At 63.7% G+C, this 21,321-nt stretch carries 24 protein-coding genes and 1 pseudogene; 10 read left to right on the top strand and 15 right to left on the bottom strand.

The genetic code is table 11. The features are described from left to right. Positions 1-396: 396 nt before the first annotated feature. Positions 397-747, bottom strand: a complete 351-nt coding sequence (locus tag V1292_RS19865; protein ID WP_334374390.1) for a hypothetical protein — start codon at positions 745-747, stop codon at positions 397-399. Next, the gene (locus V1292_RS19860) at positions 744-2,042 is read right to left on the bottom strand and encodes a sulfite oxidase (RefSeq protein ID WP_334374389.1); all 1,299 of its coding nucleotides are present in this window, start codon (positions 2,040-2,042) and stop codon (positions 744-746) included. The genes V1292_RS19865 and V1292_RS19860 overlap by 4 nt, the downstream gene beginning before the upstream one ends. A 375-nt stretch (positions 2,043-2,417) precedes the next feature. Here V1292_RS19860 and V1292_RS19855 point away from each other — a divergent pair, with 375 nt between their 5' ends. Both V1292_RS19855 and V1292_RS19850 read left to right on the top strand, forming a co-directional pair. Then, a complete protein-coding gene (locus V1292_RS19855) occupies positions 2,418-2,735 on the top strand; it encodes a hypothetical protein (RefSeq protein ID WP_334374388.1) in 318 nt (105 codons plus the stop codon). A 154-nt stretch (positions 2,736-2,889) separates the two neighbouring features. Then, positions 2,890-3,075, top strand: coding sequence for a hypothetical protein (locus tag V1292_RS19850; RefSeq protein WP_334374386.1), 186 nt, complete (start codon positions 2,890-2,892; stop codon positions 3,073-3,075). Between the two features lie 63 nt (positions 3,076-3,138). Here the strand turns inward: V1292_RS19850 and V1292_RS19845 are convergent. The 12 genes and pseudogenes from V1292_RS19845 to V1292_RS19790 all read right to left on the bottom strand — a co-directional run. Next, positions 3,139-3,272, bottom strand: a pseudogene (locus V1292_RS19845) (DUF2000 family protein); the annotation flags it as partial. A gap of 65 nt (positions 3,273-3,337) precedes the next feature. Beyond that, the gene (locus V1292_RS19840; RefSeq protein WP_334374385.1) at positions 3,338-4,204 is read right to left on the bottom strand and encodes an SMP-30/gluconolactonase/LRE family protein; all 867 of its coding nucleotides are present in this window, start codon (positions 4,202-4,204) and stop codon (positions 3,338-3,340) included. 217 nt (positions 4,205-4,421) lie between these two features. After that, on the bottom strand, positions 4,422-4,832 hold the full coding sequence (locus tag V1292_RS19835) for a DUF2000 family protein (protein WP_334374384.1): 411 nt from the start codon (positions 4,830-4,832) through the stop codon (positions 4,422-4,424). A 125-nt stretch (positions 4,833-4,957) separates the two neighbouring features. Further along, positions 4,958-5,347 carry a DUF4189 domain-containing protein gene (locus tag V1292_RS19830; protein WP_334377101.1) on the bottom strand — a complete coding sequence of 130 codons (390 nt, stop codon included), beginning with the start codon at positions 5,345-5,347 and terminating at the stop codon, positions 4,958-4,960. Positions 5,348-5,551: 204 nt separating this feature from the next. Continuing rightward, the gene (locus V1292_RS19825; RefSeq protein ID WP_334374382.1) at positions 5,552-7,156 is read right to left on the bottom strand and encodes a molybdopterin-binding/glycosyltransferase family 2 protein; all 1,605 of its coding nucleotides are present in this window, start codon (positions 7,154-7,156) and stop codon (positions 5,552-5,554) included. Then, positions 7,153-7,857 carry an XdhC family protein gene (locus V1292_RS19820; protein ID WP_334374381.1) on the bottom strand — a complete coding sequence of 235 codons (705 nt, stop codon included), beginning with the start codon at positions 7,855-7,857 and terminating at the stop codon, positions 7,153-7,155. The genes V1292_RS19825 and V1292_RS19820 overlap by 4 nt, the downstream gene beginning before the upstream one ends. Continuing rightward, entirely contained in the window at positions 7,854-8,183 is a 330-nt protein-coding gene (locus V1292_RS19815; protein WP_025589337.1) for an XdhC family protein, read from the bottom strand. Before V1292_RS19815 ends, V1292_RS19820 begins: the two co-directional genes overlap by 4 nt. 11 nt (positions 8,184-8,194) lie before the next feature. Then, on the bottom strand, positions 8,195-9,400 hold the full coding sequence (locus V1292_RS19810) for a vWA domain-containing protein (RefSeq protein ID WP_334374380.1): 1,206 nt from the start codon (positions 9,398-9,400) through the stop codon (positions 8,195-8,197). 97 nt (positions 9,401-9,497) lie between these two features. Beyond that, complete coding sequence (locus V1292_RS19805) at positions 9,498-10,406, bottom strand: AAA family ATPase (RefSeq protein ID WP_334374379.1); 909 nt, start codon at positions 10,404-10,406, stop codon at positions 9,498-9,500. 37 nt (positions 10,407-10,443) lie between these two features. Beyond that, positions 10,444-11,247 (bottom strand): FAD binding domain-containing protein, encoded by an 804-nt coding sequence (locus V1292_RS19800; RefSeq protein ID WP_334374378.1) that lies wholly within the window; start codon positions 11,245-11,247, stop codon positions 10,444-10,446. Between the two features lie 69 nt (positions 11,248-11,316). After that, entirely contained in the window at positions 11,317-11,796 is a 480-nt protein-coding gene (locus V1292_RS19795) for a (2Fe-2S)-binding protein (protein ID WP_028349934.1), read from the bottom strand. Positions 11,797-11,989: 193 nt separating this feature from the next. Beyond that, the gene (locus V1292_RS19790) at positions 11,990-12,436 is read right to left on the bottom strand and encodes an SRPBCC family protein (RefSeq protein ID WP_334374377.1); all 447 of its coding nucleotides are present in this window, start codon (positions 12,434-12,436) and stop codon (positions 11,990-11,992) included. A 166-nt stretch (positions 12,437-12,602) separates the two neighbouring features. Between V1292_RS19790 and V1292_RS19785 the strand changes: the two genes are divergently transcribed. The 3 genes from V1292_RS19785 (at position 12,603) to V1292_RS19775 (ending at position 15,280) form a co-directional block, all read left to right on the top strand. Further along, entirely contained in the window at positions 12,603-13,958 is a 1,356-nt protein-coding gene (locus tag V1292_RS19785) for a 3-carboxy-cis,cis-muconate cycloisomerase (protein ID WP_334374375.1), read from the top strand. A gap of 17 nt (positions 13,959-13,975) precedes the next feature. Continuing rightward, positions 13,976-14,758: a 3-oxoadipate enol-lactonase gene (pcaD, locus tag V1292_RS19780; RefSeq protein ID WP_334374374.1), complete on the top strand. Its 783-nt coding sequence runs from the start codon at positions 13,976-13,978 to the stop codon at positions 14,756-14,758. A gap of 129 nt (positions 14,759-14,887) precedes the next feature. Further along, the gene (locus V1292_RS19775) at positions 14,888-15,280 is read left to right on the top strand and encodes a carboxymuconolactone decarboxylase family protein (RefSeq protein ID WP_334374373.1); all 393 of its coding nucleotides are present in this window, start codon (positions 14,888-14,890) and stop codon (positions 15,278-15,280) included. Positions 15,281-15,499: 219 nt separating this feature from the next. Here the strand turns inward: V1292_RS19775 and V1292_RS19770 are convergent, their stop codons facing one another. Beyond that, on the bottom strand, positions 15,500-15,667 hold the full coding sequence (locus V1292_RS19770) for a hypothetical protein (protein WP_334374372.1): 168 nt from the start codon (positions 15,665-15,667) through the stop codon (positions 15,500-15,502). A gap of 275 nt (positions 15,668-15,942) precedes the next feature. Between V1292_RS19770 and V1292_RS19765 the strand changes: the two genes are divergently transcribed. From V1292_RS19765 to V1292_RS19745, 5 genes are all read left to right on the top strand, one after another. Then, on the top strand, positions 15,943-16,860 hold the full coding sequence (locus V1292_RS19765; RefSeq protein ID WP_028349939.1) for an ABC transporter permease subunit: 918 nt from the start codon (positions 15,943-15,945) through the stop codon (positions 16,858-16,860). Beyond that, on the top strand, positions 16,860-18,191 hold the full coding sequence (livM, locus tag V1292_RS19760) for a high-affinity branched-chain amino acid ABC transporter permease LivM (RefSeq protein WP_442895538.1): 1,332 nt from the start codon (positions 16,860-16,862) through the stop codon (positions 18,189-18,191). The genes V1292_RS19765 and livM overlap by 1 nt, the downstream gene beginning before the upstream one ends. Beyond that, positions 18,188-19,021 (top strand): ABC transporter ATP-binding protein, encoded by an 834-nt coding sequence (locus tag V1292_RS19755; protein WP_334374370.1) that lies wholly within the window; start codon positions 18,188-18,190, stop codon positions 19,019-19,021. Before livM ends, V1292_RS19755 begins: the two co-directional genes overlap by 4 nt. Positions 19,022-19,023: 2 nt before the next feature. After that, positions 19,024-19,764: an ABC transporter ATP-binding protein gene (locus tag V1292_RS19750; RefSeq protein WP_334377100.1), complete on the top strand. Its 741-nt coding sequence runs from the start codon at positions 19,024-19,026 to the stop codon at positions 19,762-19,764. Between the two features lie 307 nt (positions 19,765-20,071). Further along, positions 20,072-21,190, top strand: a complete 1,119-nt coding sequence (locus V1292_RS19745) for a branched-chain amino acid ABC transporter substrate-binding protein (protein ID WP_334374369.1) — start codon at positions 20,072-20,074, stop codon at positions 21,188-21,190. Positions 21,191-21,321: the final 131 nt, after the last annotated feature.

The raw sequence follows: 21,321 nt of genomic DNA, 5'->3' as shown, positions 1-21,321 counted from the left end.
TCGTCAGTCGGTTTGAACCCGCGGGCGGCAAGGTACTGCGCAACGACACGGTCAGCCCGCCGCTGACGGGCTTCGATTTGAACGCGCAACAATCGGGTGAAGAACGAGGGCTTTCCGGTCGGGGCAGAAAACCAGGCCAGTGGTGAGTGCGTTCGCCATGGATGGCTCCTTTATCGGAGTTGTCCTTGGGCGAATTTCCTTCCCTGATCCGAGAGATAGGTATTGGTGCCAACAAATGCGAGACCAAATACCTCGCACGCATGCATCAATTTTGCACCTCGCCGCACAAAATGCCCGGCGCGATCACATGGCTGCAATATCAAATACGCATGTCCGCCGACCCAGGCGAATCATCTGATCTGCGAGATCATCGGGCGGAGTGTGAGCCGCGAGCGCTCACTTCGCGAACGGGTTCACCCAGCCTCCCCGGCCCGTGGGCGCGCGGGGCGGATAGGCCGTCTCGAGATAACTCAGGACCTTTTCGCGATCCTTGTCGTCGAGCGGCGGCATGTTGTGGCGGCGGATCATCAGGTTGATCGAATCCTCCCACCGCGCGCGCGTCATGCCCTGCTGCGCCACCAGGCGGAAACCGTGGCAGGCGGTGCAGGCGTAGAAGGTCTCGTCGCGACCGGGACCTGCGGGAAACTCCTCCGGACTTTCCTCGCGTGGCGCAAAGCTTGTCTGCGCCATGGCCGGCACGATCCAGAGCGCGCCGGCCATCGCGAACCACACCAAGCGCTGCATCATCCGACCAGCACGGCGATGCGGTGCATGGCGTTGCCGCCATAGCCTTGCGGATTCCAGAAGCCGGCCTGATGCGGCTGCATCGCACCCTTGGAATCGGTTGCGCGCGCCCAGATCTCGAAATAGCCGTCACTTGGCAGTTTCAAGGTCGCAGTCCAACGCTGCCAGTCATATTTGTTCTTCGGCTTCTCAAGCGTGGCCCGCTGCCAGCTCGCGCCGAAATCGGTCGAGATATCCACCTGCTTGACGGTGAGATCGCCGGCCCAGGACGCGCCGCGCAGCTTCAGCTCCTTGGTGCCGGCCGCGAACTTCGCCCCGTTGGCCGGATTGGTGATGATCGAGCGTACCGGCATCGATTCCAGGATGCGGAAGTTTGCCGGATCGGCCTTGCCGCCGGGCACCATCGGCTTGATCGGGGTGCGATAGGAAAACTCCGTCATGCCGGGGCCGTCATGCTCGCGGTCGCGGATGGTGATGCGCGTCAGCCATTTCTGCGAGGCCGAGCCCGACCAGCCCGGGACGATCAGGCGCACCGGCCCGCCATGGATGTTCGGCAGCGGCTTGCCGTTCATGGCCCAGACGATCATCGTGTTGGGGTCCATCGCCTTCTCCAGCCGCACGCCGCGCGAGAGGCTCGGCTTATTGGCATCGCCCGACAGATGAAGATCGGCCGCATAATGAGCGGTGTATTTTGCTGATGGCTTCAGGCCCGCCTTCTTGAGCAGATCGGCGAGCGGCACGCCGGTCCATTCGGCGCAGCCCGCCCCGCCATTGGTCCACTGGTTGCCGCGCGCCGGCGGCGAGAATCCGGCACGGCCGTTGCCGCCGCATTCCAGCACCATGCGCCGCGTCACGGCCTTGTATTTCGATTTCAACTCACCGAGCGTGATCTCGATCTTGTTGTTGACCTCGCCATCGATGGTGATCTTCCAGGCGTCGGGATCCTTCGCCTCCTCGGGGATCTGCCCGTTGTTCCGGATGTAGAACTTCTCGATCGGCGTGGTGTCGTCGTCGAGCAGGCTTTCGGGCGTCTCGGCAACCAGCGGCTTTTCGCCGAGCACGACCAGGCCTTCGTGCTTGCCTGGATATTTCAGGTATTGCGGTCCCTTGGCCGGAGGGGGCGCGCCCGGAGCGGCCTGCGCATGGGCCTGAGGGATTCCGCCGCCGTTGCGTGAGAGCGGCATCGCGCCTCCGATGACGGCGCCGATCGCAGCCAGTCCTGAACTGCCCAAAAATCTGCGCCGGCTGGTACTGAAATTGTTGCCGTTGGGCGTATCGCGCCCGGACTCCCGCGCCATGATATCCTCCCTCATTGCCCTATGCCGGGCTTTTTGGCCGCAGTTCCCTTCAGGAAACCCGGCTGGCGGGAGTATTCGCGTTTTGCGGCCTTGCCGCAAGACGGCCTGGAGCCGCCGCGCAGGATCGTGCTTCGAGGCGTCCGGCATTGGCGTCAATTTGCCGCTCGACACGGCCCACAAACCTTGCGAGATTCGCAAAAAATGCGACCGCCGCACAAGAACGGCGGGACATGCGTGTCGTCAAACATGCATTGTCTCGCAACTTCTGTGCTGGCAGCAATCATCATCACCGGTCGCTGAGGGGGCAGGTATCGTCGTCTATCGAGGCATCGCCCGATGGCGCCAAGTCAAAGTTGGAAACAGCGGAGACCTGCCATGACTAGTATCCAAGAAGCTCCGAGCAAGCTCGTTCTGAAAGCAGGCTCGACCACGCTTACGTTCGACAAGGATTCCGGCAAGGCGATCCTGCAGCAGAAAATGTTGCTGTGGAACAAGAAGCCCGTCGAGTTCCCGCTCTCCGAAATCGACGACATCGCGGTGAAGTCCGACGTGGACAGCCTTTCAGGCGCACCAATCCACCACAGCGTCATGCACAGGCGCAATGGCGAGATCACCGTCCTGACCACCGAGGAAGCCAACGACGCTGCCGAGACGGTCAAGAAGCTGCGCGGATTTGTCGGACTGCAGAGCTGAGGCGCAGGACGGTTGCCGCTCCGGTGTCCGCTCTTGTGCGGACACGACGGGGCGATGTCTGACGGCACCATTTCTGCCATTGGGACAAGCTGACATTGTCATCGCTCCCGATGGGTGTCCGCTGGTCACACGGTCACATCCAAGGAGCAACAACATGACCCCACACATCCCCGAGGAACTTTCTACCAGATTGATCGACTGGAATCCCTTCGTGATCGCGGGCAACACGATGCCGCCTCGAGATCCTGATGAAGACGACGAGGACGAAGAGGAAGAGGACGAGGACGAAGAAGAGGGCGCAGACGAAGCGCCGGTCATACGCGAGCCGGACGAAGACTAAGCAGGATACTTGCACATCAAAACGAACGCCCGCCGACCGCTCTGAACTTACCGGTCGATTGCTCTAGATATGAAACTTCAGCCCGTCGACGATCTTGTCGATCACCTTGCGCTCGGCACGAACAGCGAGGCCGACGAGGTTGAGCTCGGCGCGGATCACGCCCTTAACCACCCGCGGTTGGCAGCGTCATGCGTTGACCATCGTGTCCGAAGCGCACTTCATCAGAAGCCACGCCCGGCTCAGCCCAGGCGCACGCCTGTTCTCAGCGTGTATCGACCCTGTAAGCCACAACAGTGCCTTCCATCATCATCGGGATCATGACGATGCCATCCGGCCCCATCCCGAGATCAGCGCTCCCCTTCGCAAGCGGAAGGAGGCGCGTCGCTGTGCCATTGCTCGCGATGCGGAACAACCCGCCGGTCATCCAATCGGTGACGAGATAGCCGTCCTTGCCATCGGGTTCGACGCCGTCGAGATTGCCGACTGGTGCCGAGCTTCCTAGATCAGATACTTTCTTCGTCGCGAGATCGACCGTCTTCATGCGGCCGGGCACCTTCGTCGAGAAGTCGGGAGCCATTTTGCCCCACGACGCGACCACAAGCCGGCCGTCCTCGGCGAGGAGCCCGTTTGGATTTTCGAGCGCGTCATCCTGCATCAGGAGAGACAGCTTGCTGCCGTCGAGCACCCAAATGCTGTTTGACACCATATCGGAAGCGTAAATCCGTCCACTCTTGTCAGCGGCGAGGTCGTTCAAAAACTTGGATCCGGGTGCCTCGAACCGGTTTACGACTTCGCCCTTGGCGAGGTCGATTTCCGCAATCCGGTCCACGTCTGCGACGTAGAGCTTGCCATTGGCAAGCGCGAGCCCGGTCGGACTATCGAGTCCCTTGACCCACTCGATTGTTACGACCTTCCCATCCGGCCCGAGCTTTGAAACGAAGCCGTTGCCATCCTTTTTCATCGGATCGCCGTTGACGTTCGACACATAGACGGCCCCCGCAGCTCGGTCGAAGACCGCCGATTCGGGGTTCTTGAAGCCACTCGCCTCCCACAGCTTCTGAGGTTCCGCGGCGCCGGCGCTGAAGGTAAGAACAGCTAACATTAATGCGGAGAGCTGAGGTGTCCTCATGGTAGCCTCCTCGTGCTGCCCCGACGAACGAACAAGCCTGTTACGGCAGATGTTCCTCGGCTCTTCTTTGAAATTGCGCCGCCGGGTTAGTCGGGTAGATGCAGTCTGACTTGGTCAATCGCAGTGGCTGCCTTGAGGTCACTCGTTATTCTATTACCTCTTCAACGAGGCCGGCCTGGCGCAACGCCGGGCCAATAGCTCAGGCTTTCGAAAACGCCTAGCCGTGAAACTTCAGGCCGTCGATGATCTTGTCGATCACCTTGCGCTCGGCGCGCATCGCGAGGCCGACCAGATTGAGTTCGGCGCGGATCACGCCCTTAACCACCTCGCGGTTGGCGGCGTCATGCGCGGTCTTGAACATGTCCTCGGTATAAACGGCGGGCGTGACGTTGCGGGCGAGCGCGCGCTCCAGCGCGCGGGACAGCGCCGGCCGGTCGGCGCCGTAGATCAGGATCGGCTGGCCGATCAGCGACAGATATCTGGTGCCTGAGCCGTCGCCATAGGGCTCGCCGATACATTCGGGGAAAGCGGCGGCGATGCCGCCGGCCAGAAAAGACGCGACGTTGAGCTTCTGCCAGGCTTCGAGATCGGTCCGGATCACGACCGCGATCTTGGTGTCGAATTGCATGAGGTCTCCGCTGTCATTCCGGGATGGTGCGCCAGCACCAGACCCGGAATCTCGAGATTCTCAGGTGCGCAATTGCGCACCATAGTTCGGCTCTGCGAGCCGCCCCGGAATGACAATAGCAATAATCACCCCTTGGCGTCGCAGGCCCAGGCGCGGATCACGCATTCCTTGCCGCCGAATTCATAGCATTTCTTTGTTGCGGCGTTGAGCGAGCTCGAAATCTTCGGCTTTACCGCGTAGCCGTGGGGACCGCAGGGATTGGTCATGTCGACGGCGAACGCGGCGCAGGCGCGTTTCATGGTAATCGCGGTGCAGGTGCCCTTGCACTGCTTCAGCGCCGCGGTGCGCGCGTCGGCCTCGGCGGCATAATCATAGGCCTGGCCGTAAGCACCGCACTTGCCGATCGCGACCGCGCCGGCCGCCCATGCCTTGGTGATGTAGCTCGAAACGGCCAGTATCAGCGTCAATGCAACGACGAACAGCGCGCGGCGCTGTGCCGCGACAGTCGAAACGATCAAAATCCCCTCCCCCGAGGTAACGGGTAGAATCTAAGCCGGGGGAGTTTCCAGTTGGTGAATGAATGCTACTCGCCCTCATGGTGAGGAGGCGCGCAAGCGCCGTCTCGAACCATGTGGCCCGGCTAGTGCCATTCATCCTTCGAGACGCATCGCTTTCGCGATGCTCCTCAGGATGAGGTCTGAGATCGGCGCTGTCCCAAGCTATCCCCTTCGGGCGGCCTCCAGCGCTTGCGGCGTGTCGATGTCGAGGAACGCGCTTTGGCCCTCGACCGGCACTTCGGCCACCGCCTCGGTGTGCTTCGCGATCAAGTGGCGGGCGCCGACGTCGCCTTCCAGCGTCATCAGCTCCTTGAAGAAGCGGCGCGACCACAGCACGGGATTGCCGCGGCGGCCGTCGCTGACGGGGACGGCGATTAGGTGGCCGCGATCCGGCGCGAAGGTTTCGATCAAGCGGTCGATCAGCTTCGCATCAATCAGCGGCATATCGCCGAGGCAGACGACGGCACCGTCGGCACTGTCGGGCACCGCCGCGATGCCAGCCTTCACCGATGAGGCCAGCCCGCCGCCGAAATCCGGGTTGCGGACGAACTTTACATTGAGGCCTGCCAAGGCTTGCTCGACCAATTCGGCCTGGTGGCCGGTCACGACGATCACGTCCGTTGCCTTCGAGGCCAGCGCCTGTTCGGCGACGATGCGCACCAGCTTCTTGCCGTCGATTTCGGCCAAGAGCTTGTTGGGACCGCCCATGCGGGTCGAGCGGCCGGCGGCAAGCACGATGGCCGTGACGTTGCGGTTGGCTTCGGTATCGGCAACCGTGCGCGGCTGCGGCCGCGTGACGATTTCCATCAGCAGGCCGCCGACGCCGAGGCCGGTGATTTCAGCGCGCGTGACCTTCAGCCCGGCGAGAAGCCGCATCAGCACCCAGTCAAAGCCGTTCTCGACCGGCGAGCGCGCGCAGCCCGGCGCGCCCAACACTGGCACGCCGCCGGCGCTGCCGATCAGGAGCAGATTGCCGGGGTCGACCGGCATGCCGAAATGCTCGATGGCGCCGCCGATTTCGCTGATCGCGGCCGGGATCACGTCGCGGCGGTCGGCGATGGCGGAGGCGCCGAACACGATGACGAGCTCGGCGCCGAGGGCGAGCAATTCCTTGATCGAGGACGCCAGCGTCGCCTCATCGTGCGGAACGCGCCGCTCGGCGATGATGCTGGCGCCGGCCGGGGCCAGTCGCTCCGCCGTCACCCGCAAGGTCTTGTCGATGATTTTTGGCGAGAGTCCCGGCAGCATGGTCGAGACCACGCCGACGCGCTTGATGACATAAGGCGCAATTCGCAGCACGTCGCGGCCTGCAGCGGCCACGGCCGCATCGCGCAGCTTCGCCTCGACGCCGAACGGAATGAGTTTTACGGTGGCGATCATCTCGCCTTCGACCACCGGCTTGAAGGCGGACAGCGTCGCAAAGGTGATGGCTTCGTCGACGCCGTTGATACGGTCAACCGCCGCGCGGTCGACTACCAGCACGCCGGCTTGCGCCGCAAACAGATTGGCGCGGCCGGTAAAGGCGCGCTCGACATTGACGCCCTCGCCCGCAACCGCCTGCGCGATGCTGGCGGCGGCTTCGTCTTCGGAGACGTCGCCCTCCTCCAGCCGCACCACGACGATTTCCTTGACGCCTGCCTTGTCGAGCGCCTCGACCTCGGCAGGCCCGATCGTGGTGCCTTTCTTCAGCACCAGCGAACCCTGCCGCAGCGTGTGCACGGTGACGCCGCCAATCGCATCGGCCGGACTGGCGGGACCGAACTTCATGCCGCCTGCACCTTCGCGGTTTCTTTCGGCAGCCGCAGCTCGGCGGTGATCTCGGCCATGATCGCGACCGCGATCTCCGACGGCGACACCGCGCCGATCGAAAGGCCGATCGGCGCGTGGATGCGCGCGATGTCGGCATCCGCAGCGCCCTGCGCCTTCAGCCGCTCCGCGCGCTTGGCGTGGGTCTTTCGCGAGCCGAGCGCACCGATATAGAAACAGTCGCGCTCGAACGCGTGCAGCAGCGCCGGGTCGTCGATCTTCGGATCATGCGTCAGCGCGACGAACGCCGTATAGTGATCGATATTGAGCGGGGGCAGCGCCACATCGGGCCATTCCGCGATCAGCGGCACATCGGGAAAGCGCTCGGGGCTTGCGAACGCCGTGCGCGGATCGACCACCGTCACGTCGTAGTCAAGCGAACGCGCCAACGGCGCCAGTGCCTGGCTGATATGGACTGCGCCGACAATAACAAGCCGTGCGGTCGGCGCATAAACGTTGAGAAACAGCTTCTTGCCGCCGGACTCGACCATGCCGCTCTTGCCCATGCGGAGCTGTTTTGAAAGTTCGGCGCTCAATGGATCGGTGGCGATGTCCTTGGCTTTCACCAGCCGCTGGTCGCCATTGGAGACATCGGTGACGACGATGACCGGTCGGCGCGCGGCGCGCTCGGCATTGACCTGTGTGAGGGTTTCCAGCTTCACGACTGCCCCACCTTTTCAACGAACACACGGATGGTGCCGCCGCAGGACAGCCCGACGTTCCAGGCGGTCTCGTCGGCGACGCCGAATTCCAGCATTTTGGGTTTGCCGCTTGCGATCACGTCGAGCGCCTCGGTGACGACGGCGCCTTCGACGCAGCCGCCGGAGACCGAGCCTAAAAACGTGCCGTCGTCGTTGATGACGAGGCTGGAGCCGGCCGGCCTCGGCGCCGAGCCCCAGGTCTCGACCACGGTCGCCAGCGCCACGCCGTGACCGGCCTTCTGCCAATTTTCGGCGGCCTGCAGAATGTCTTCGTCGCGATTGAGCATGGGATGCCCTTTCAAGCTGCTGAGCGGATGCGACTCATGTGGTGGGGCGGAGGCGGCGCCGAAAGCGCCTCGATCAGCCCTTCCATCGACGTCAAGTTATGCACCGGGCGGAATTCGTCAACGTGCGGCAGCATCATTTTGATGCCCTGCGCCTTGGCCTCGAATCCGCCAAAGCGCAATAACGGGTTGAGCCAGATCAGGCGGCGGCAGGAGCGGTGCAGCCGGTCCATCTCGAAGGCGAGCTTGGCATCCGCCTCGCGCTCCAGCCCGTCGGAGATCAAGAGCACGATGGCGCCCTGCCCGAGCACGCGGCGACCCCACAATTTGTTGAAAGAGTGCAGCGAGGTGGCGATGCGGGTGCCGCCGGCCCAGTCTTCCACCGAAGACGAACAGCTCGCCAAGGCTTCGTCTGGATCGCGCGCCCGCAGCGCCCGCGTCACGTTGGTGAGCCGCGTGCCGAACAGGAACACCGAGACGCGCTTGCGTGCGTCGGTGATGGCATGGAGGAAATGCAGGAACAGGCGGGTATACTCGCTCATGGAGCCGGATATATCGAGCAGCGCCACGATCGGTGCCGGCTTTTCGATCCGGCCGAGCTTTCTGATATCGATGATCTCGCCGCCGGTGCGCAAGGAGCTGCGCAAGGTTCGGCGCATGTCGAGCCGCAGGCCTTTTGCATCGGGCCGATAGCGGCGGGTGCGCAGCTCGGCCTGCGGCAGCTTCATATTGGCAATGGCGCGGGTCACTTCCGCGATCTCGGCCGCGCTCATCTGGGCAAAGTCCTTCTTCTGCAGGATCTCCTTGTCGGAGACCGACAGCTTCAGTTCCTGCTGCTGCTCGTGCTGAGCCTCTTCGCGCGTCGAGGGCTGCGCCAACGCCTCCTGCACGCGGCGCGAGGCCGGCGGCGGCTTCTTTTTGGCGTGATCGGGCAACGGCACCGAATCCAGCATGTGCTTCCAATCCTCGGCGGCGCGGAAGAACAGATCGAAGGCCTGCGCGAAGATCAGCATATGCTCGTGGCGCTTGACGAAGATCGCCTCCAGCGTGGCGTAGACATCGGCGCGGTTGCCGATCTCGATCGCCTGCAGCGCGTTGAGGGCGTCGATCACGGCGCCGGGACCCACGGGAATGCCGGCGGCGCGCAGTGCGCGGGCGAAGCCGACGACGTTGTCGGCCATGTACCCGGTCGGGGGATTGAGGTGGTCGATGGTGGTCATGGTAGCCTCCGCCGTCATTCCGGGGCGACGCGCCAGCGTCGAACCCGGAATCTCGAGATTCCGGGTTCGTGCTTCGCACGCCCCGGAATGACGACAACTATGTCTCGCTCGTCGCGTCCTTCAAAACCTTTTGCAGCGTATCGCCCTGCATGCGCGCGATGTCGTCCTGATATTTCAACAGCGCGCCGAGCGTATCGCCGACCAGTTGCGGCGTCAGCGAGCGGGCGTCGAGCTCGGTCAGTGCAGTCGCCCAGTCGATGGTCTCGGCAACGCCCGGCGACTTGTAAAAATCCTGGTCGCGCAGCGCCTGCACGAAACGGACGACCTGCTGCGACAGCTTTGCGGAAATGCCTGGTACGCGCGACTTGACGATCGCCAGTTCGCGCTCGGCTTCGGGGTAATCCACCCAATGATAGAGACAGCGGCGCTTCAGCGCGTCGTGGATCTCGCGGGTGCGGTTCGAGGTGATGATGACGATCGGCGGATGCGGCGCCCTGATGGTGCCGAATTCAGGGATCGTGACCTGGAAGTCGCTGAGGATTTCCAGAAGATACGCCTCGAACGCCTCGTCGGCGCGGTCGAGTTCGTCGATCAGCAGCACCGGCGCGCCGGCTACGTCCGGCTCCAGCGCCTGCAGCAGCGGACGCTTGATCAGAAAGCGCTCGGCAAAGATATCCGACGACAACTGCTCGCGATCGGTATCGCCGGCGGCTTCAGCAAGCCGGATCGCGATCATCTGCGCCGCACTGCTCCACTCGTAGACCGCGGAGGCGACGTCGAGGCCTTCGTAGCATTGCAGGCGGATCAGCTTGCGCCCGAGCGCGGCCGACAGAACCTTTGCGATTTCAGTCTTGCCGACGCCGGCTTCGCCTTCGAGAAACAAGGGCCGGCCCATGCGCAGCGACAGATAGGCGACCGTCGCCAGCGACCGCTCCGCGAGATAGCCGCGCGAGGTCAATAGCTCCAGCATCCCATCGACGGATTTGGGTAGCGCCGATGCACTCATGGCAAAACCAGTCTTGATGGGCCGCGAACCGGCAAACTCACTTCGCCGTCGCGGCTTCGACGGCGCGGCGCGTCAGCACGCCGATCAGGTGCGCGCGATATTCAGCGCTGCCGTGTAGATCGCTGTTCAGCCCTTCGGGCGAAGCCGAAATGCCGTCGAGCACCTTGTGCGAAAAACGCTTCTTCAGCGCTTCCTCAAACTGGGTAGCGCGGAATACGCCCTCCGAGCCCGCGCCGGTGACGGCAACGCGCACGTCCGACGGCCGCTTGGCAACGAACACGCCGACCAACGCATAACGCGAGGCCTGGTTGCGGAATTTGACGTAAGCCGCCTTCTTGGGCAGCGGGAACATCACCTTGGTGATGATCTCGTCGCTTTCGAGCGCCGTCGTGAACAGGCCCTGGAAGAATTCCTCCGCCTTCAGCCGGCGCTTGTTGGTGACGATGGTGGCGCCAAGCGCGAGAACGGCGGCGGGATAATCCGCCGTCGGGTCATTATTGGCGAGCGAGCCGCCGAGCGTGCCCTTGTGACGCACTGCGGGATCGCCGATTCCGCCCGCGAGTTCGGCGAGCGCCGGAATGGCTTCGCCGACGATCGGCGACGTCGCGACATCGTCATGCTTGGCGGTCGCGCCGATCACCAGCGAACGGCCCTTCATCTCGATCGCATCGAGCCCTTCGATGTGCGAGAGATCGACGAGATGCGGCGGGCTGGCAAGCCGCTGCTTCATGACCGGTACCAGCGTGTGGCCGCCGGCGATCACCTTGGCGTCTTCGTTCTTCACCAGGAGATTGGCGGCCTGCCGCACGGTCGCCGGCCGATGATATTTGAATTCGTACATGAGAACTTCCTGATCGCTACTCGCGATGAAATCGATTAGGCGAACTTGTCGATTGAGCGGGCATGTCGGTTACGCGGATTTGGCCATTGCCTTGGCGCCGGCGGCGATCGAGGTCACGATATTCTGATAGCCGGTGCAGCGGCACAGATTGCCTTCGAGCTCCTCGCGGATGACATGGTCCGAAAGGTCGTGGCCCTTGCGGTTGACCAGATCGACCGCGGTCATGATCATGCCGGGCGTGCAAAAGCCGCACTGCAATCCGTGATGCTCGCGAAAAGCTTCCTGCATCGGGTGCAGCGGCGCGCCGTCGGGCGCCAGGCCCTCGATGGTCTTGACCTCATGGCCGTCAGCCATCACCGCGAGCGTGGTGCAGGACTTGACCGCCTTGCCGTCGAGGTGCACGACGCAGGCGCCGCACTGCGACGTGTCGCAGCCGACATGGGTGCCCGTCAGCCGGAGATTTTCCCGCAGAAACTGGACCAGAAGGGTACGGGGATCGACGTTGGCGTTTACGGGATTACCGTTCACGATCAGGGAAATCTTGGCCATCACCACTCTCTTGGGCCGCACTGCCGGAGCGGGCAACGCAGACGTTTATACTCATTCCAAAGCCCATAATATGGGCCATCCCGATAATGAGCAACCTCAGGAGCCCCTCTTCTGGGGCATGGCCTGAGTGACTTGACGGGGCTATCGGAGGGGGCTCGCGGGATCGGACTCGCCAGAATCAGCCTCGCCAGAATCAGCCCTGCACGGCCTTGCCAAAATTGGTGAAGAATTCGTCGGCCAGCTTCTTGGCCGCGCCGTTGATCAGGCGCTGTCCGAGCTGGGCCAGCTTGCCGCCGATCTGCGCTTCGACGTTGTAGCTCAAGAGTGTGCCGCCATCCTTTTCGGTCAGCGCCACCGTGGCGCCGCCCTTGGCGAAGCCGGCAACGCCGCCCTCGCCTTCGCCCGTGATCTTGTAGCCGTTGGGCGGGTCGAGATCGCTCAGCATGACCTTGCCCTTGAAGCGGGCGGAGACCGGCCCGACCTTCATTTTGGCGATGGCGCGGAAGCTAGTTTCATCAGTCTTTTCCAGCTCCTCGCAGCCGGGGATGCAGGCCTTCAGCACTTCCGGATCGTTCAGTTTGGCCCACACGGCCTCGCGCGACGCCGCAAGCTGGACTTCGCCGTTCATCGTCATGGCCATGGGGTGCCCTCCTGGATCGCGTCAAACCTGATAGCCCCAAGTAAAGCACGCCCGGGCCAAAAGGAAGGCCGCCGACGCAATGGGCGATGCATATTCGCAACCGCAGCAGGCGCGAACCCGACAAGGGGCATTGGCATTGACTGGCCGGAATGGTTAGGTCGCGTCAATGAGCACGTCCCTCTCTCCCCTGCTTGCCCCGATGCTGTCGAGCGCGGCGATGCGCGCCGCCTGCGACGACATGGCGAGCCTGCAAAACATGCTGGATTTCGAGGCGGCGCTGGCGCGCGCCGAGGCTGCAGCCGGGGTGATTCCGGCAAGCGCGGCCGACCCGATTGCCAGCGCGTGCCGGGCCGAATCATTCGACATCGCCGCATTGGCCGAGGCGGCGACCAAGGCTGGCAACCTCGCCATCCCCCTCGTCAAGGCGCTGACCGCAAATGTCGCCAAATCGAACGCGGCGGCTGCACGCTATGTGCACTGGGGCGCGACCAGCCAGGACGTCATCGATACCGCCGCCATGCTCGGCCTTCGTGCCGGCATCGATGCGCTGCTGGCCGACGTCAATCGCGCGATCGCAGGCTTTGCCGGACTGGCGCGACAGCACCGCCACACGCCGGTCGTCGCCCGCACCTGGCTGCAGCATGCGCTGCCGATGCCGTTCGGACTGAAGCTCGCCGAATATGCCGCTGCATTGCATCGCTCGAAGCTGCGCCTGCAGCGCGCGCGCAGCGAGGCGCTGGCCCTGCAATTCGGCGGCGCCGCCGGCACGCTCGCGGCCCTCGGTGACAAGGGTTTAGCGGTCGCGGAAAAACTGGCCGAGGAACTGAAGCTGCCACTGCCGGACGCGCCCTGGCATACCCACCGTGACCGCATCGCCGAAGCGGCTTCTGTATTGGCCATCATCGCCGGCACCTGCGGCAAGATCGCGCGCGACGTGTCGCTGATGATGCAGACCGATGTCGGCGAAGCGTTCGAGCCCTCGGGCGAAGGCCGCGGCGGCTCTTCCACCATGCCGCACAAGCGCAATCCGGTGGCGGCAGCCAGCGCGCTTGCGGCAGCCACTCAGGCGCCCAATCTCGCAGCGACGATATTTGCCGCGCAAGTGCAGGATCACGAGCGCAGCGCCGGTCCCTGGCACGCGGAATGGCCGACGCTGCCGACGCTGCTGCTGGTCACCTCGGGCGCGCTGGCGGCCGTTGTGGATATCGCGGAGGGGCTCGAAGTCGACGCTGCGCGCATGCGCGCCAATCTCGACGCGACCGACGGGCTGATCATGGCCGAAGCGGTGGCGATGGCATTGGCCGAAAAGATCGGCAAGAGCGACGCGCACCATCTGGTCGAGGCTGCCAGCAGGAAGGCAGTCAAGGACAAGAAACATCTACGCGATGTGCTGCTAGAGGATGCGAACGTCACCGCACAGCTTGATGCCGACGCGATTGCAAAACTGTTCGAGCCGATGGCCTATCAGGGCGCCTCGCAAGCCCTGATCGACCGCCTGCTCGCTTCGCTGGACGACAAATAAGAAGCCGGAGAACTGCCATGCCGATGATCAACGCCAACGGTTGCCTGCTCAACGTATCCGTCGAAGGCCGCGACGGCGGGCCGACGCTGATGCTGTCGAATTCGCTGGGCTCGACCATGCAGATGTGGGAGCCGCAGATGAAGGCGCTCACCCAGGTATTCCGCGTCATCCGCTACGACCGGCGCGGCCATGGCAAGTCGGACGTGCCGCCCGGGCCCTACTCGCTGGAACGCTTCGGCCGCGACGTGCTGGCGATCCTCGACGATCTCAACATCGCGCGGACGCATTGGTGCGGCCTGTCGATGGGCGGCATGGTCGGGCAATGGCTGGGCGCCAACGCGCCTGACAGGTTCGGCAAGATCATCCTGTCCAATACCACCTGCTATTATCCAGACCCGACGCGCTGGCACGAGCGCATCAAGGCGGTGAAGGAAGGCGGCATCGCCGCGGTGGCCGATACCGTGATTGCCGGCTGGCTGACGGCGGACTTTCGTGAGCGCGAGCCACAGATCACCGCCAACATGAAGGCAATGATGCTGACCACGCCGGTCGAGGGCTATGTCGCCTGCTGCGAGGCGCTGTCGACGCTCGACCAGCGCGAGCTCTTGCCGAAGATCAAGAGCCCGACGCTGGTGATCGCCGGCCGCCATGATATGTCGACGACGGTCGCAGATGCCGAATTCATGCGCAGCCGGATTCCCGGCGCGAGCATGACGCTGCTCGACGCCGCGCATATTTCGAACGTCGAGCAGCCGCACGCCTTCACCGACGCGGTGATCGGTTTTCTGACGCAACGGTAGACGTGCGTCGTCATTCCGGGGCGATGCGAAGCATCGAACTATGGTGCGCAATTGCGCACCTGAGAATCTCGAGATTCCGGGTTCGATGCTTCGCATCGCCCCGGAATGACGGCTCTGGAGGAGAGACCAATGGACGACAACCAACGCCGCGACGACGGCATGGCACAGCGCCGCAAGGTGCTCGGCAATGAATGGGTCGACAAGTCGATCAAGAACCGCAACGCATTCAATACCGACTTCCAGGACCTGATCACCCGCTATGCCTGGGGCGACATCTGGACCCGGCCGCATTTCGACCACCGCACCCGCCGCGTGCTCGTGATCGGCACCATGGTGGCGCTGGGACAGTGGGATGAATTCCGCCTGCATGTGCGCGCAGCGCTCACTGAGGGCGGCTTCACGCCCGACGACATCAAGGAAATCCTGCTGCAGCAGGCGATCTATTGCGGCGTGCCGGCAGCCAACCACGCCGTCAAGGAGGCGAACGCGATCATCGCTGAATTGGGTTTGCTGAAGAGCTAGCTGGGCGCCACGTCAGCCCGGGATTCATCCTCGTGTCCCGGACGCGGCGCGGCATGAAGTGACGCGACGCAGAGCCGGGACCCAAGCGGTTGGCTGGGTCCCGGCTCTGCGGCGCACCGCCAAGGGCGCTGCGCCGCGTCCGGGACACGAAGTTGGCAGCGCACAAAAAGAAAAGCCCCACCTTTTCGGCGGGGCCTTTTCTGTCTGGCATGTACTTTTTTATTCTGGCATCTGCCGTGGATCCTGACTGGGTTTCTGGCCCTGACGACCCGGATCCTGCTGCTGCTGGCCCGGCTTCTGGCCGCCGCCCTGCTGCTGCTGACCGGGCTTCTGACCCGGGCTCTGGTTCTGCTGGCCCGGGTTCTGGTTCATCTTGCTCATGCTCATCGAGACATCTCCGTTGCTGAGGCGTAACCTGAACCAACGGAGAGCCACGGCGTCGGTTGCAGCGGAACAGCGGTTCCGGTGGGATCATCGGAAGGCAACGCCGTGTCCGGACTGTGGCGCCGGAACCGCCTGCGCAAAAACTAGCTCTGTACAAGCCAAATAAGCCGCAGCCGGCGCTGTTGCCGCCCCCAGTTCCCACTGTTAGAAAATGCCACGACGCGTCGTCATGGGCTGCCGGAGCTCTCGCCGCGTCCTCATACAACAAACGGCAGCGCATGGATTATTTCGCCCAGCAACTGATCAACGGCCTCGTGCTCGGCTCGATCTACGGCCTGATCGCCATCGGCTACACCATGGTCTACGGCATCGTCGGCATGATCAATTTCGCCCATGGCGATATTTTCATGATCGGCGGCTTCATCGCCCTGATCACCTTCCTGATCCTGGTCTCGTTCGGGCTTACCGCCATCCCGCTCATCCTGCTGGTCGTGCTGCTGGTATCGATGGCGATCACGGCGCTCTATGGCTGGACGGTCGAGCGCATCGCCTACCGGCCGCTGCGGCACTCGTTCCGCCTGGCGCCGATGCTCTCCGCCATCGGTATGTCATTCGTGCTGACCAATTATTCGCAGGTCGCGCAGGGCGCGCGCGTCAAACCGGTGCCGCCGATCATCACCGGCGGCTATACCCTGCATGAGGGTTCTGAAGGCTTTGTCGTGCAGCTTTCCAACATCCAGATCATCGTCGTCGTCACCACCATCGTGCTGCTCGCGCTGTTCACCTGGCTGGTATCGAGCACCCGGCTCGGCCGCGACATGCGCGCCTGCGAACAGGACCAGACCATGGCCTCCCTGCTCGGCGTCGATGTCGACCGCACCATTTCCATGACATTCGTGATTGGCGCTGCGCTCGCTGCAGTGGCCGGCATGATGTACCTGCTCTATTACGGGCTGGTCGATTTCTTCATGGGCTTCGTCGCCGGCATCAAGGCATTCACCGCGGCCGTGCTCGGCGGCATCGGCTCACTGCCCGGGGCGATGCTCGGTGGTCTCCTGATCGGCCTGATCGAGACGCTGTGGTCGGCCTATTTCTCGGTCGAATACAAGGACGTCGCCGCATTCTCGATCCTGATCGTGGTCCTGATCTTCCTTCCGACCGGCCTGCTCGGCCGGCCTGAAGTCGAAAAAGTCTGATGGGCCGCAGCGTGAGCGCACCCCCCGCCGCCCAAACCTCGCACGCTCCAGGCGCCGCCTTTATCCTCAAGAAAGCGCTGATCAGCGCATTCGTGGCGCTGGTGCTGTTTTCGCTGATGATCGGCGTGCGCACCGAGGCCGGCCCGCAAGGGCAATTGGTCTACTGGACGCGCTTCGACGAACTCGCCATCATGGTCGCGGCCGTATTCGGCGGCAGCATCCTCGTCGAGCTGCTGCGGCGTTGGTGGGGACCGGTCGACACCGTCAGGGTGGTGCCACCTTCGGTGCAAAGCGCGCTGTCGCTTGCCGGACGCCTGATCGCGCCGGTGCTGCTGGTGTTCACGTTCCTGGTGCCGGTCCTCTTCTACGATGAGCGCTACATTCTCGACCTCGCCATCCTCGTGCTGACCTATGTGATGCTCGGCTGGGGGCTCAACGTGGTGGTCGGGCTCGCCGGCCTGCTCGACCTCGGCTACGTCGCGTTCTATGCGGTCGGCGCCTATTCCTATGCGTTGCTCGCCACCAATTTCGGGCTGTCGTTCTGGATCTGCCTGCCGCTGGCCGGCATTCTCGCCGCCTTCTGGGGCGTGCTGCTGGGCTTTCCCGTGCTGCGGCTGCGTGGCGACTATCTCGCCATCGTCACCCTGGCCTTCGGCGAGATCATCCGCCTCGTCCTGATCAACTGGCAGACCCTGACCGGCGGGCCGAACGGCGTCACCGGCATTCCCCGCCCGACCCTGTTCGGCATTCCGCTGACGCCGGCCGATGACGGGCTGGCGGCCCTGCTCGGCATCGAATTCTCGCCGACACACCGCATCGTATTTCTGTTCTACATTATCCTGGCGCTGGCGCTGCTCACCAACTGGGTCACGATCCGCCTGCGCCGCCTGCCCCTCGGCCGCGCCTGGGAGGCGCTGCGCGAGGACGAAGTCGCCTGCCGCGCGCTGGGCATCAACACCACCACGACCAAGCTGACCGCGTTCGCGACGGGGGCGATGTTCGGCGGTTTTGCCGGCGCGTTCTTTGCTACAAGACAAGGCTTCATCAGCCCGGAATCCTTCACCTTCCATGAATCGGCACTGGTGCTGGCGATCGTGGTGCTGGGCGGCATGGGCTCGCAGCTCGGCGTAGCCTTGGCCGCGCTCACCATGATCGGCGGCTTCGAGCTGTTTCGCGGGCTCGACCAGTACCGCATGCTGGTGTTCGGCATGGCGATGGTGCTCTTGATGATCTGGCGGCCGCGCGGCCTGATCGGCCATCGCGCGCCGACCGTGTTCCTCAAGCGCAGCCAGGCGATCTCGTCCGACCTCGTCAAGGAGGGACACGGATGAGCGGCGATCCGATTCTCTCCGTCGATCGCCTGTCGATGCGCTTTGGCGGCATCGTCGCCGTCAACGACCTCTCCTTCGACGCCGAGCGGCGCAAGATCACCGCGCTGATCGGGCCGAACGGCGCCGGCAAGACCACGGTGTTCAACTGCATCACCGGCTTCTACAAGCCGACCTCGGGCGCCATCGGCCTTGCCCATGATGATGGCCGCGCCATCCGGCTCGAGCGGCTGAACGATTTCCGGATTGCCAAACTGGCCAAGGTCGCGCGCACCTTTCAGAACATCCGCCTGTTTCCCGGGATGACGGCGCTGGAAAACCTGATGGTCGCACAGCACAACGCGCTGATGCGCGCCTCCGGGTTGACGTTCCTTGGCTTGATCGGCGCGCCGTCCTGGCGCCACGCCGAACAGGCCGCGATCGATCTGGCGCGGACCTGGCTCGACCGCATCGGTCTTCTGGATCGCGCCGACGATGCCGCCGGCAACCTGCCTTATGGCGACCAGCGGCGCCTGGAGATCGCGCGCGCGATGTGCACCCAGCCCGCCCTGCTCTGCCTCGACGAGCCCGCGGCGGGACTGAATGCGCGCGAAAGCGCTGCATTGAGCGAATTGCTGCTCTCGATCCGTGCCGACCAGGGCACCTCGATACTTCTCATCGAGCACGACATGAGCGTGGTGATGCAAATCTCCGACCACGTCGTGGTGATGGACCATGGCGTCAAGATCGCCGAAGGCACGCCGCGGCATATTCGCGACGATCCCAAGGTGATCGCGGCCTATCTCGGCGCCGACGAGGAGGAAGCCATCGCGGTGATGGAGAGCGGGACGTGAGCGTGTCACCCGCAACTCCCCTGCTCGCGATCCGCTCGCTGCGGGCGGCCTACGGCAAGATCGAGGCGCTGAAGGGCGTCGATCTCGACATCAATGCCGGCGAGATCGTCGCTCTGATCGGTGCCAACGGCGCCGGCAAGTCGACGCTGATGATGACGATCTTCGGCCGGCCCCGCGCCCGCGCGGGCCGCATCGAATTCGACGGCCGGGACATCACCGACGTTCCGACGCATGAGATTGCGCGGCTGCGCATCGCCCAGTCCCCAGAAGGCCGGCGGATTTTCCCGCGCATGAGCGTGGCGGAAAACCTGCAGATGGGCGCTGACGCGACCGACAGCAGCGAGGCCGATCGGGCGAGCGGGCTGGAACGCGTGTTCGCGTTGTTCCCGCGGCTCAAGGAACGCATGACCCAGCGCGGCGGCACGCTGTCCGGCGGCGAGCAGCAGATGCTGGCGATCGGCCGTGCCCTGATGAGCCGGCCGCGCCTGTTGATGCTGGACGAGCCGTCGCTGGGGCTGGCCCCCCTGATCGCGCGGCAGATTTTCGATGCGATCCGGACCCTGAACCGGCAGGACGGCCTGACCGTGCTGATCGTCGAGCAGAACGCCAACCACGCGCTGAAACTGGCCCATCGCGGCTATGTCATGGTCAACGGCCTGATTACGCTGTCCGGAACCGGCAGCGAATTGCTGCAGCGCCCGGAAATCCGCGCCGCCTATCTGGAGGGCGGCCGGCGGGAGTAACGCTCCGAGTGCGTTCCCCGGATGCTGCGCAGCGCCATAAGCGCGTTTACGCGCGTCTTCGACGCGCTATGGCGGTGCGCTGCTGATCCGGGGGTCCATCCCTAACAGGTCCCGGCTCTGCGGAGCAGCGCTGAAGGGCGCTGCACCGCGTCCGGGACACGAAGTGCGGCAAGATGCTGCGAACGGACCGTGGATTTGCCCGAAAATTGCCGATGACTTCGCCGTAAAATCAGCCGACAATAGGCGTGATTTTGGTACCCGGCCTGCCGGGTGCTTCCTGAAATCGACTGACCTGCGAGGACACCTCATGAAATCACTGAAACTCATCGGCCTGGCATTGGGCGCATCGCTGGCGCTATCGACAACGGCGCTGGCGCAGGACATCTCCATCGCAGTGGCGGGCCCGATGACGGGCGGCGAATCCGCATTCGGCCGGCAGATGAAGAACGGTGCCGAACAGGCGGTGGCCGACATCAATGCCGCCGGCGGCGTGCTCGGCAAGAAGCTGGCGCTGCAGGTCGGCGACGATGCCTGCGACCCGAAGCAGGCGCGCTCGATCGCGGAAAAATTCGCCAGCGCAAAAATTCCCTTCGTTGCCGGTCACTTCTGCTCGTCGTCGTCGATCCCGGCGTCGGAAGCCTACGCCGACGGCAACGTGCTGCAGATCACGCCGGCCTCGACCAACCCGCTGTTCACCGAGCGCAAGCTCTGGAACGTGGCGCGTGTCTGCGGCCGCGACGACCAGCAGGGCCTGGTTGCCGCCGACTACATCGTCAAGAACTACAAGGGCAAGAACGTCGCCATCCTCAACGACAAGACCACCTACGGCAAGGGCCTTGCCGACGAAACCAAGAAGGCGCTCAACAAGGCCGGCGTCACCGAGAAGATGTTCGAGTCCTACAACAAGGGCGACAAGGATTTTAACGCGATCGTGTCGCGCCTGAAGCGCGACAGTATCGATCTGGTCTTTGTCGGCGGTTACCACCAGGAATCCGGCCTGATCCTGCGCCAGATGCGCGACCAAGGCCTCAAGACAGTGTTGATGGCGGGCGACGCCTTGAACGACAAGGAGTTCGCTTCGATCGCAGGTCCCGCCGCCGAAGGCACGCTGTTCACCTTCGGTCCCGACCCGCGCAACAAGGCAACCGCCAAGGCGATCGTCGAGAAGTTCAAGGGCAAGAACATCGATCCCGAAGGCTACACCCTCTACACCTACGCCGCGATGCAGGTCTGGTCGCAGGCCGTGGCGAAGGCCAAGACCACCGATCCGAAGAAGGTGATGGAGACCATCAAGGCCGGTGAATGGGATACCGTGCTCGGCAAGCTGGGCTTCGATGCCAAGGGTGACATCAAGGTGATCGACTACGTCGTCTACAAATGGGACGCCAAGGGCAACTACGCCGAGATCAATCCGAAGGGCTCCTGATCCCTTCGACGATCAGCACCGAAAACATCAAACGCCCCGGCCTACCGGGGCGTTTTTATTTTTGGTTCCAAATAATTTTTAACCGGGCGGAACAATTGGGTTCCCACGGCATTGTGGAAAGTTGGGGCTGA

Source organism: Bradyrhizobium sp. AZCC 1719 (genome assembly GCF_036924525.1).
Classification (GTDB): Bacteria; Pseudomonadota; Alphaproteobacteria; order Rhizobiales; family Xanthobacteraceae; genus Bradyrhizobium.
This window is presented reverse-complemented; position numbering and strand designations above follow the sequence as displayed.

What these genes read in the sequence shown, in the direction of transcription:
- V1292_RS19785 (WP_334374375.1), top strand. Translation starts at nt 12,603, where the DNA reads ATGAGCACGTCCCTCTCTCCCCTGCTTGCCCCGATGCTGTCGAGCGCG.
- V1292_RS19775 (WP_334374373.1), top strand. Translation starts at nt 14,888, where the DNA reads ATGGACGACAACCAACGCCGCGACGACGGCATGGCACAGCGCCGCAAG.
- V1292_RS19835 (WP_334374384.1), bottom strand. Translation starts at nt 4,832, where the DNA reads ATGCAATTCGACACCAAGATCGCGGTCGTGATCCGGACCGATCTCGAA.
- V1292_RS19790 (WP_334374377.1), bottom strand. Translation starts at nt 12,436, where the DNA reads ATGGCCATGACGATGAACGGCGAAGTCCAGCTTGCGGCGTCGCGCGAG.
- V1292_RS19805 (WP_334374379.1), bottom strand. Translation starts at nt 10,406, where the DNA reads ATGAGTGCATCGGCGCTACCCAAATCCGTCGATGGGATGCTGGAGCTA.
- V1292_RS19865 (WP_334374390.1), bottom strand. Translation starts at nt 747, where the DNA reads ATGATGCAGCGCTTGGTGTGGTTCGCGATGGCCGGCGCGCTCTGGATC.
- pcaD (WP_334374374.1), top strand. Translation starts at nt 13,976, where the DNA reads ATGCCGATGATCAACGCCAACGGTTGCCTGCTCAACGTATCCGTCGAA.
- V1292_RS19810 (WP_334374380.1), bottom strand. Translation starts at nt 9,400, where the DNA reads ATGACCACCATCGACCACCTCAATCCCCCGACCGGGTACATGGCCGAC.
- V1292_RS19745 (WP_334374369.1), top strand. Translation starts at nt 20,072, where the DNA reads ATGAAATCACTGAAACTCATCGGCCTGGCATTGGGCGCATCGCTGGCG.
- V1292_RS19770 (WP_334374372.1), bottom strand. Translation starts at nt 15,667, where the DNA reads ATGAGCATGAGCAAGATGAACCAGAACCCGGGCCAGCAGAACCAGAGC.
- V1292_RS19825 (WP_334374382.1), bottom strand. Translation starts at nt 7,156, where the DNA reads ATGAAGTTCGGTCCCGCCAGTCCGGCCGATGCGATTGGCGGCGTCACC.
- V1292_RS19765 (WP_028349939.1), top strand. Translation starts at nt 15,943, where the DNA reads ATGGATTATTTCGCCCAGCAACTGATCAACGGCCTCGTGCTCGGCTCG.
- V1292_RS19855 (WP_334374388.1), top strand. Translation starts at nt 2,418, where the DNA reads ATGACTAGTATCCAAGAAGCTCCGAGCAAGCTCGTTCTGAAAGCAGGC.
- livM (WP_442895538.1), top strand. Translation starts at nt 16,860, where the DNA reads ATGGGCCGCAGCGTGAGCGCACCCCCCGCCGCCCAAACCTCGCACGCT.
- V1292_RS19860 (WP_334374389.1), bottom strand. Translation starts at nt 2,042, where the DNA reads ATGGCGCGGGAGTCCGGGCGCGATACGCCCAACGGCAACAATTTCAGT.
- V1292_RS19800 (WP_334374378.1), bottom strand. Translation starts at nt 11,247, where the DNA reads ATGTACGAATTCAAATATCATCGGCCGGCGACCGTGCGGCAGGCCGCC.
- V1292_RS19815 (WP_025589337.1), bottom strand. Translation starts at nt 8,183, where the DNA reads ATGCTCAATCGCGACGAAGACATTCTGCAGGCCGCCGAAAATTGGCAG.
- V1292_RS19850 (WP_334374386.1), top strand. Translation starts at nt 2,890, where the DNA reads ATGACCCCACACATCCCCGAGGAACTTTCTACCAGATTGATCGACTGG.
- V1292_RS19755 (WP_334374370.1), top strand. Translation starts at nt 18,188, where the DNA reads ATGAGCGGCGATCCGATTCTCTCCGTCGATCGCCTGTCGATGCGCTTT.
- V1292_RS19795 (WP_028349934.1), bottom strand. Translation starts at nt 11,796, where the DNA reads ATGGCCAAGATTTCCCTGATCGTGAACGGTAATCCCGTAAACGCCAAC.
- V1292_RS19840 (WP_334374385.1), bottom strand. Translation starts at nt 4,204, where the DNA reads ATGAGGACACCTCAGCTCTCCGCATTAATGTTAGCTGTTCTTACCTTC.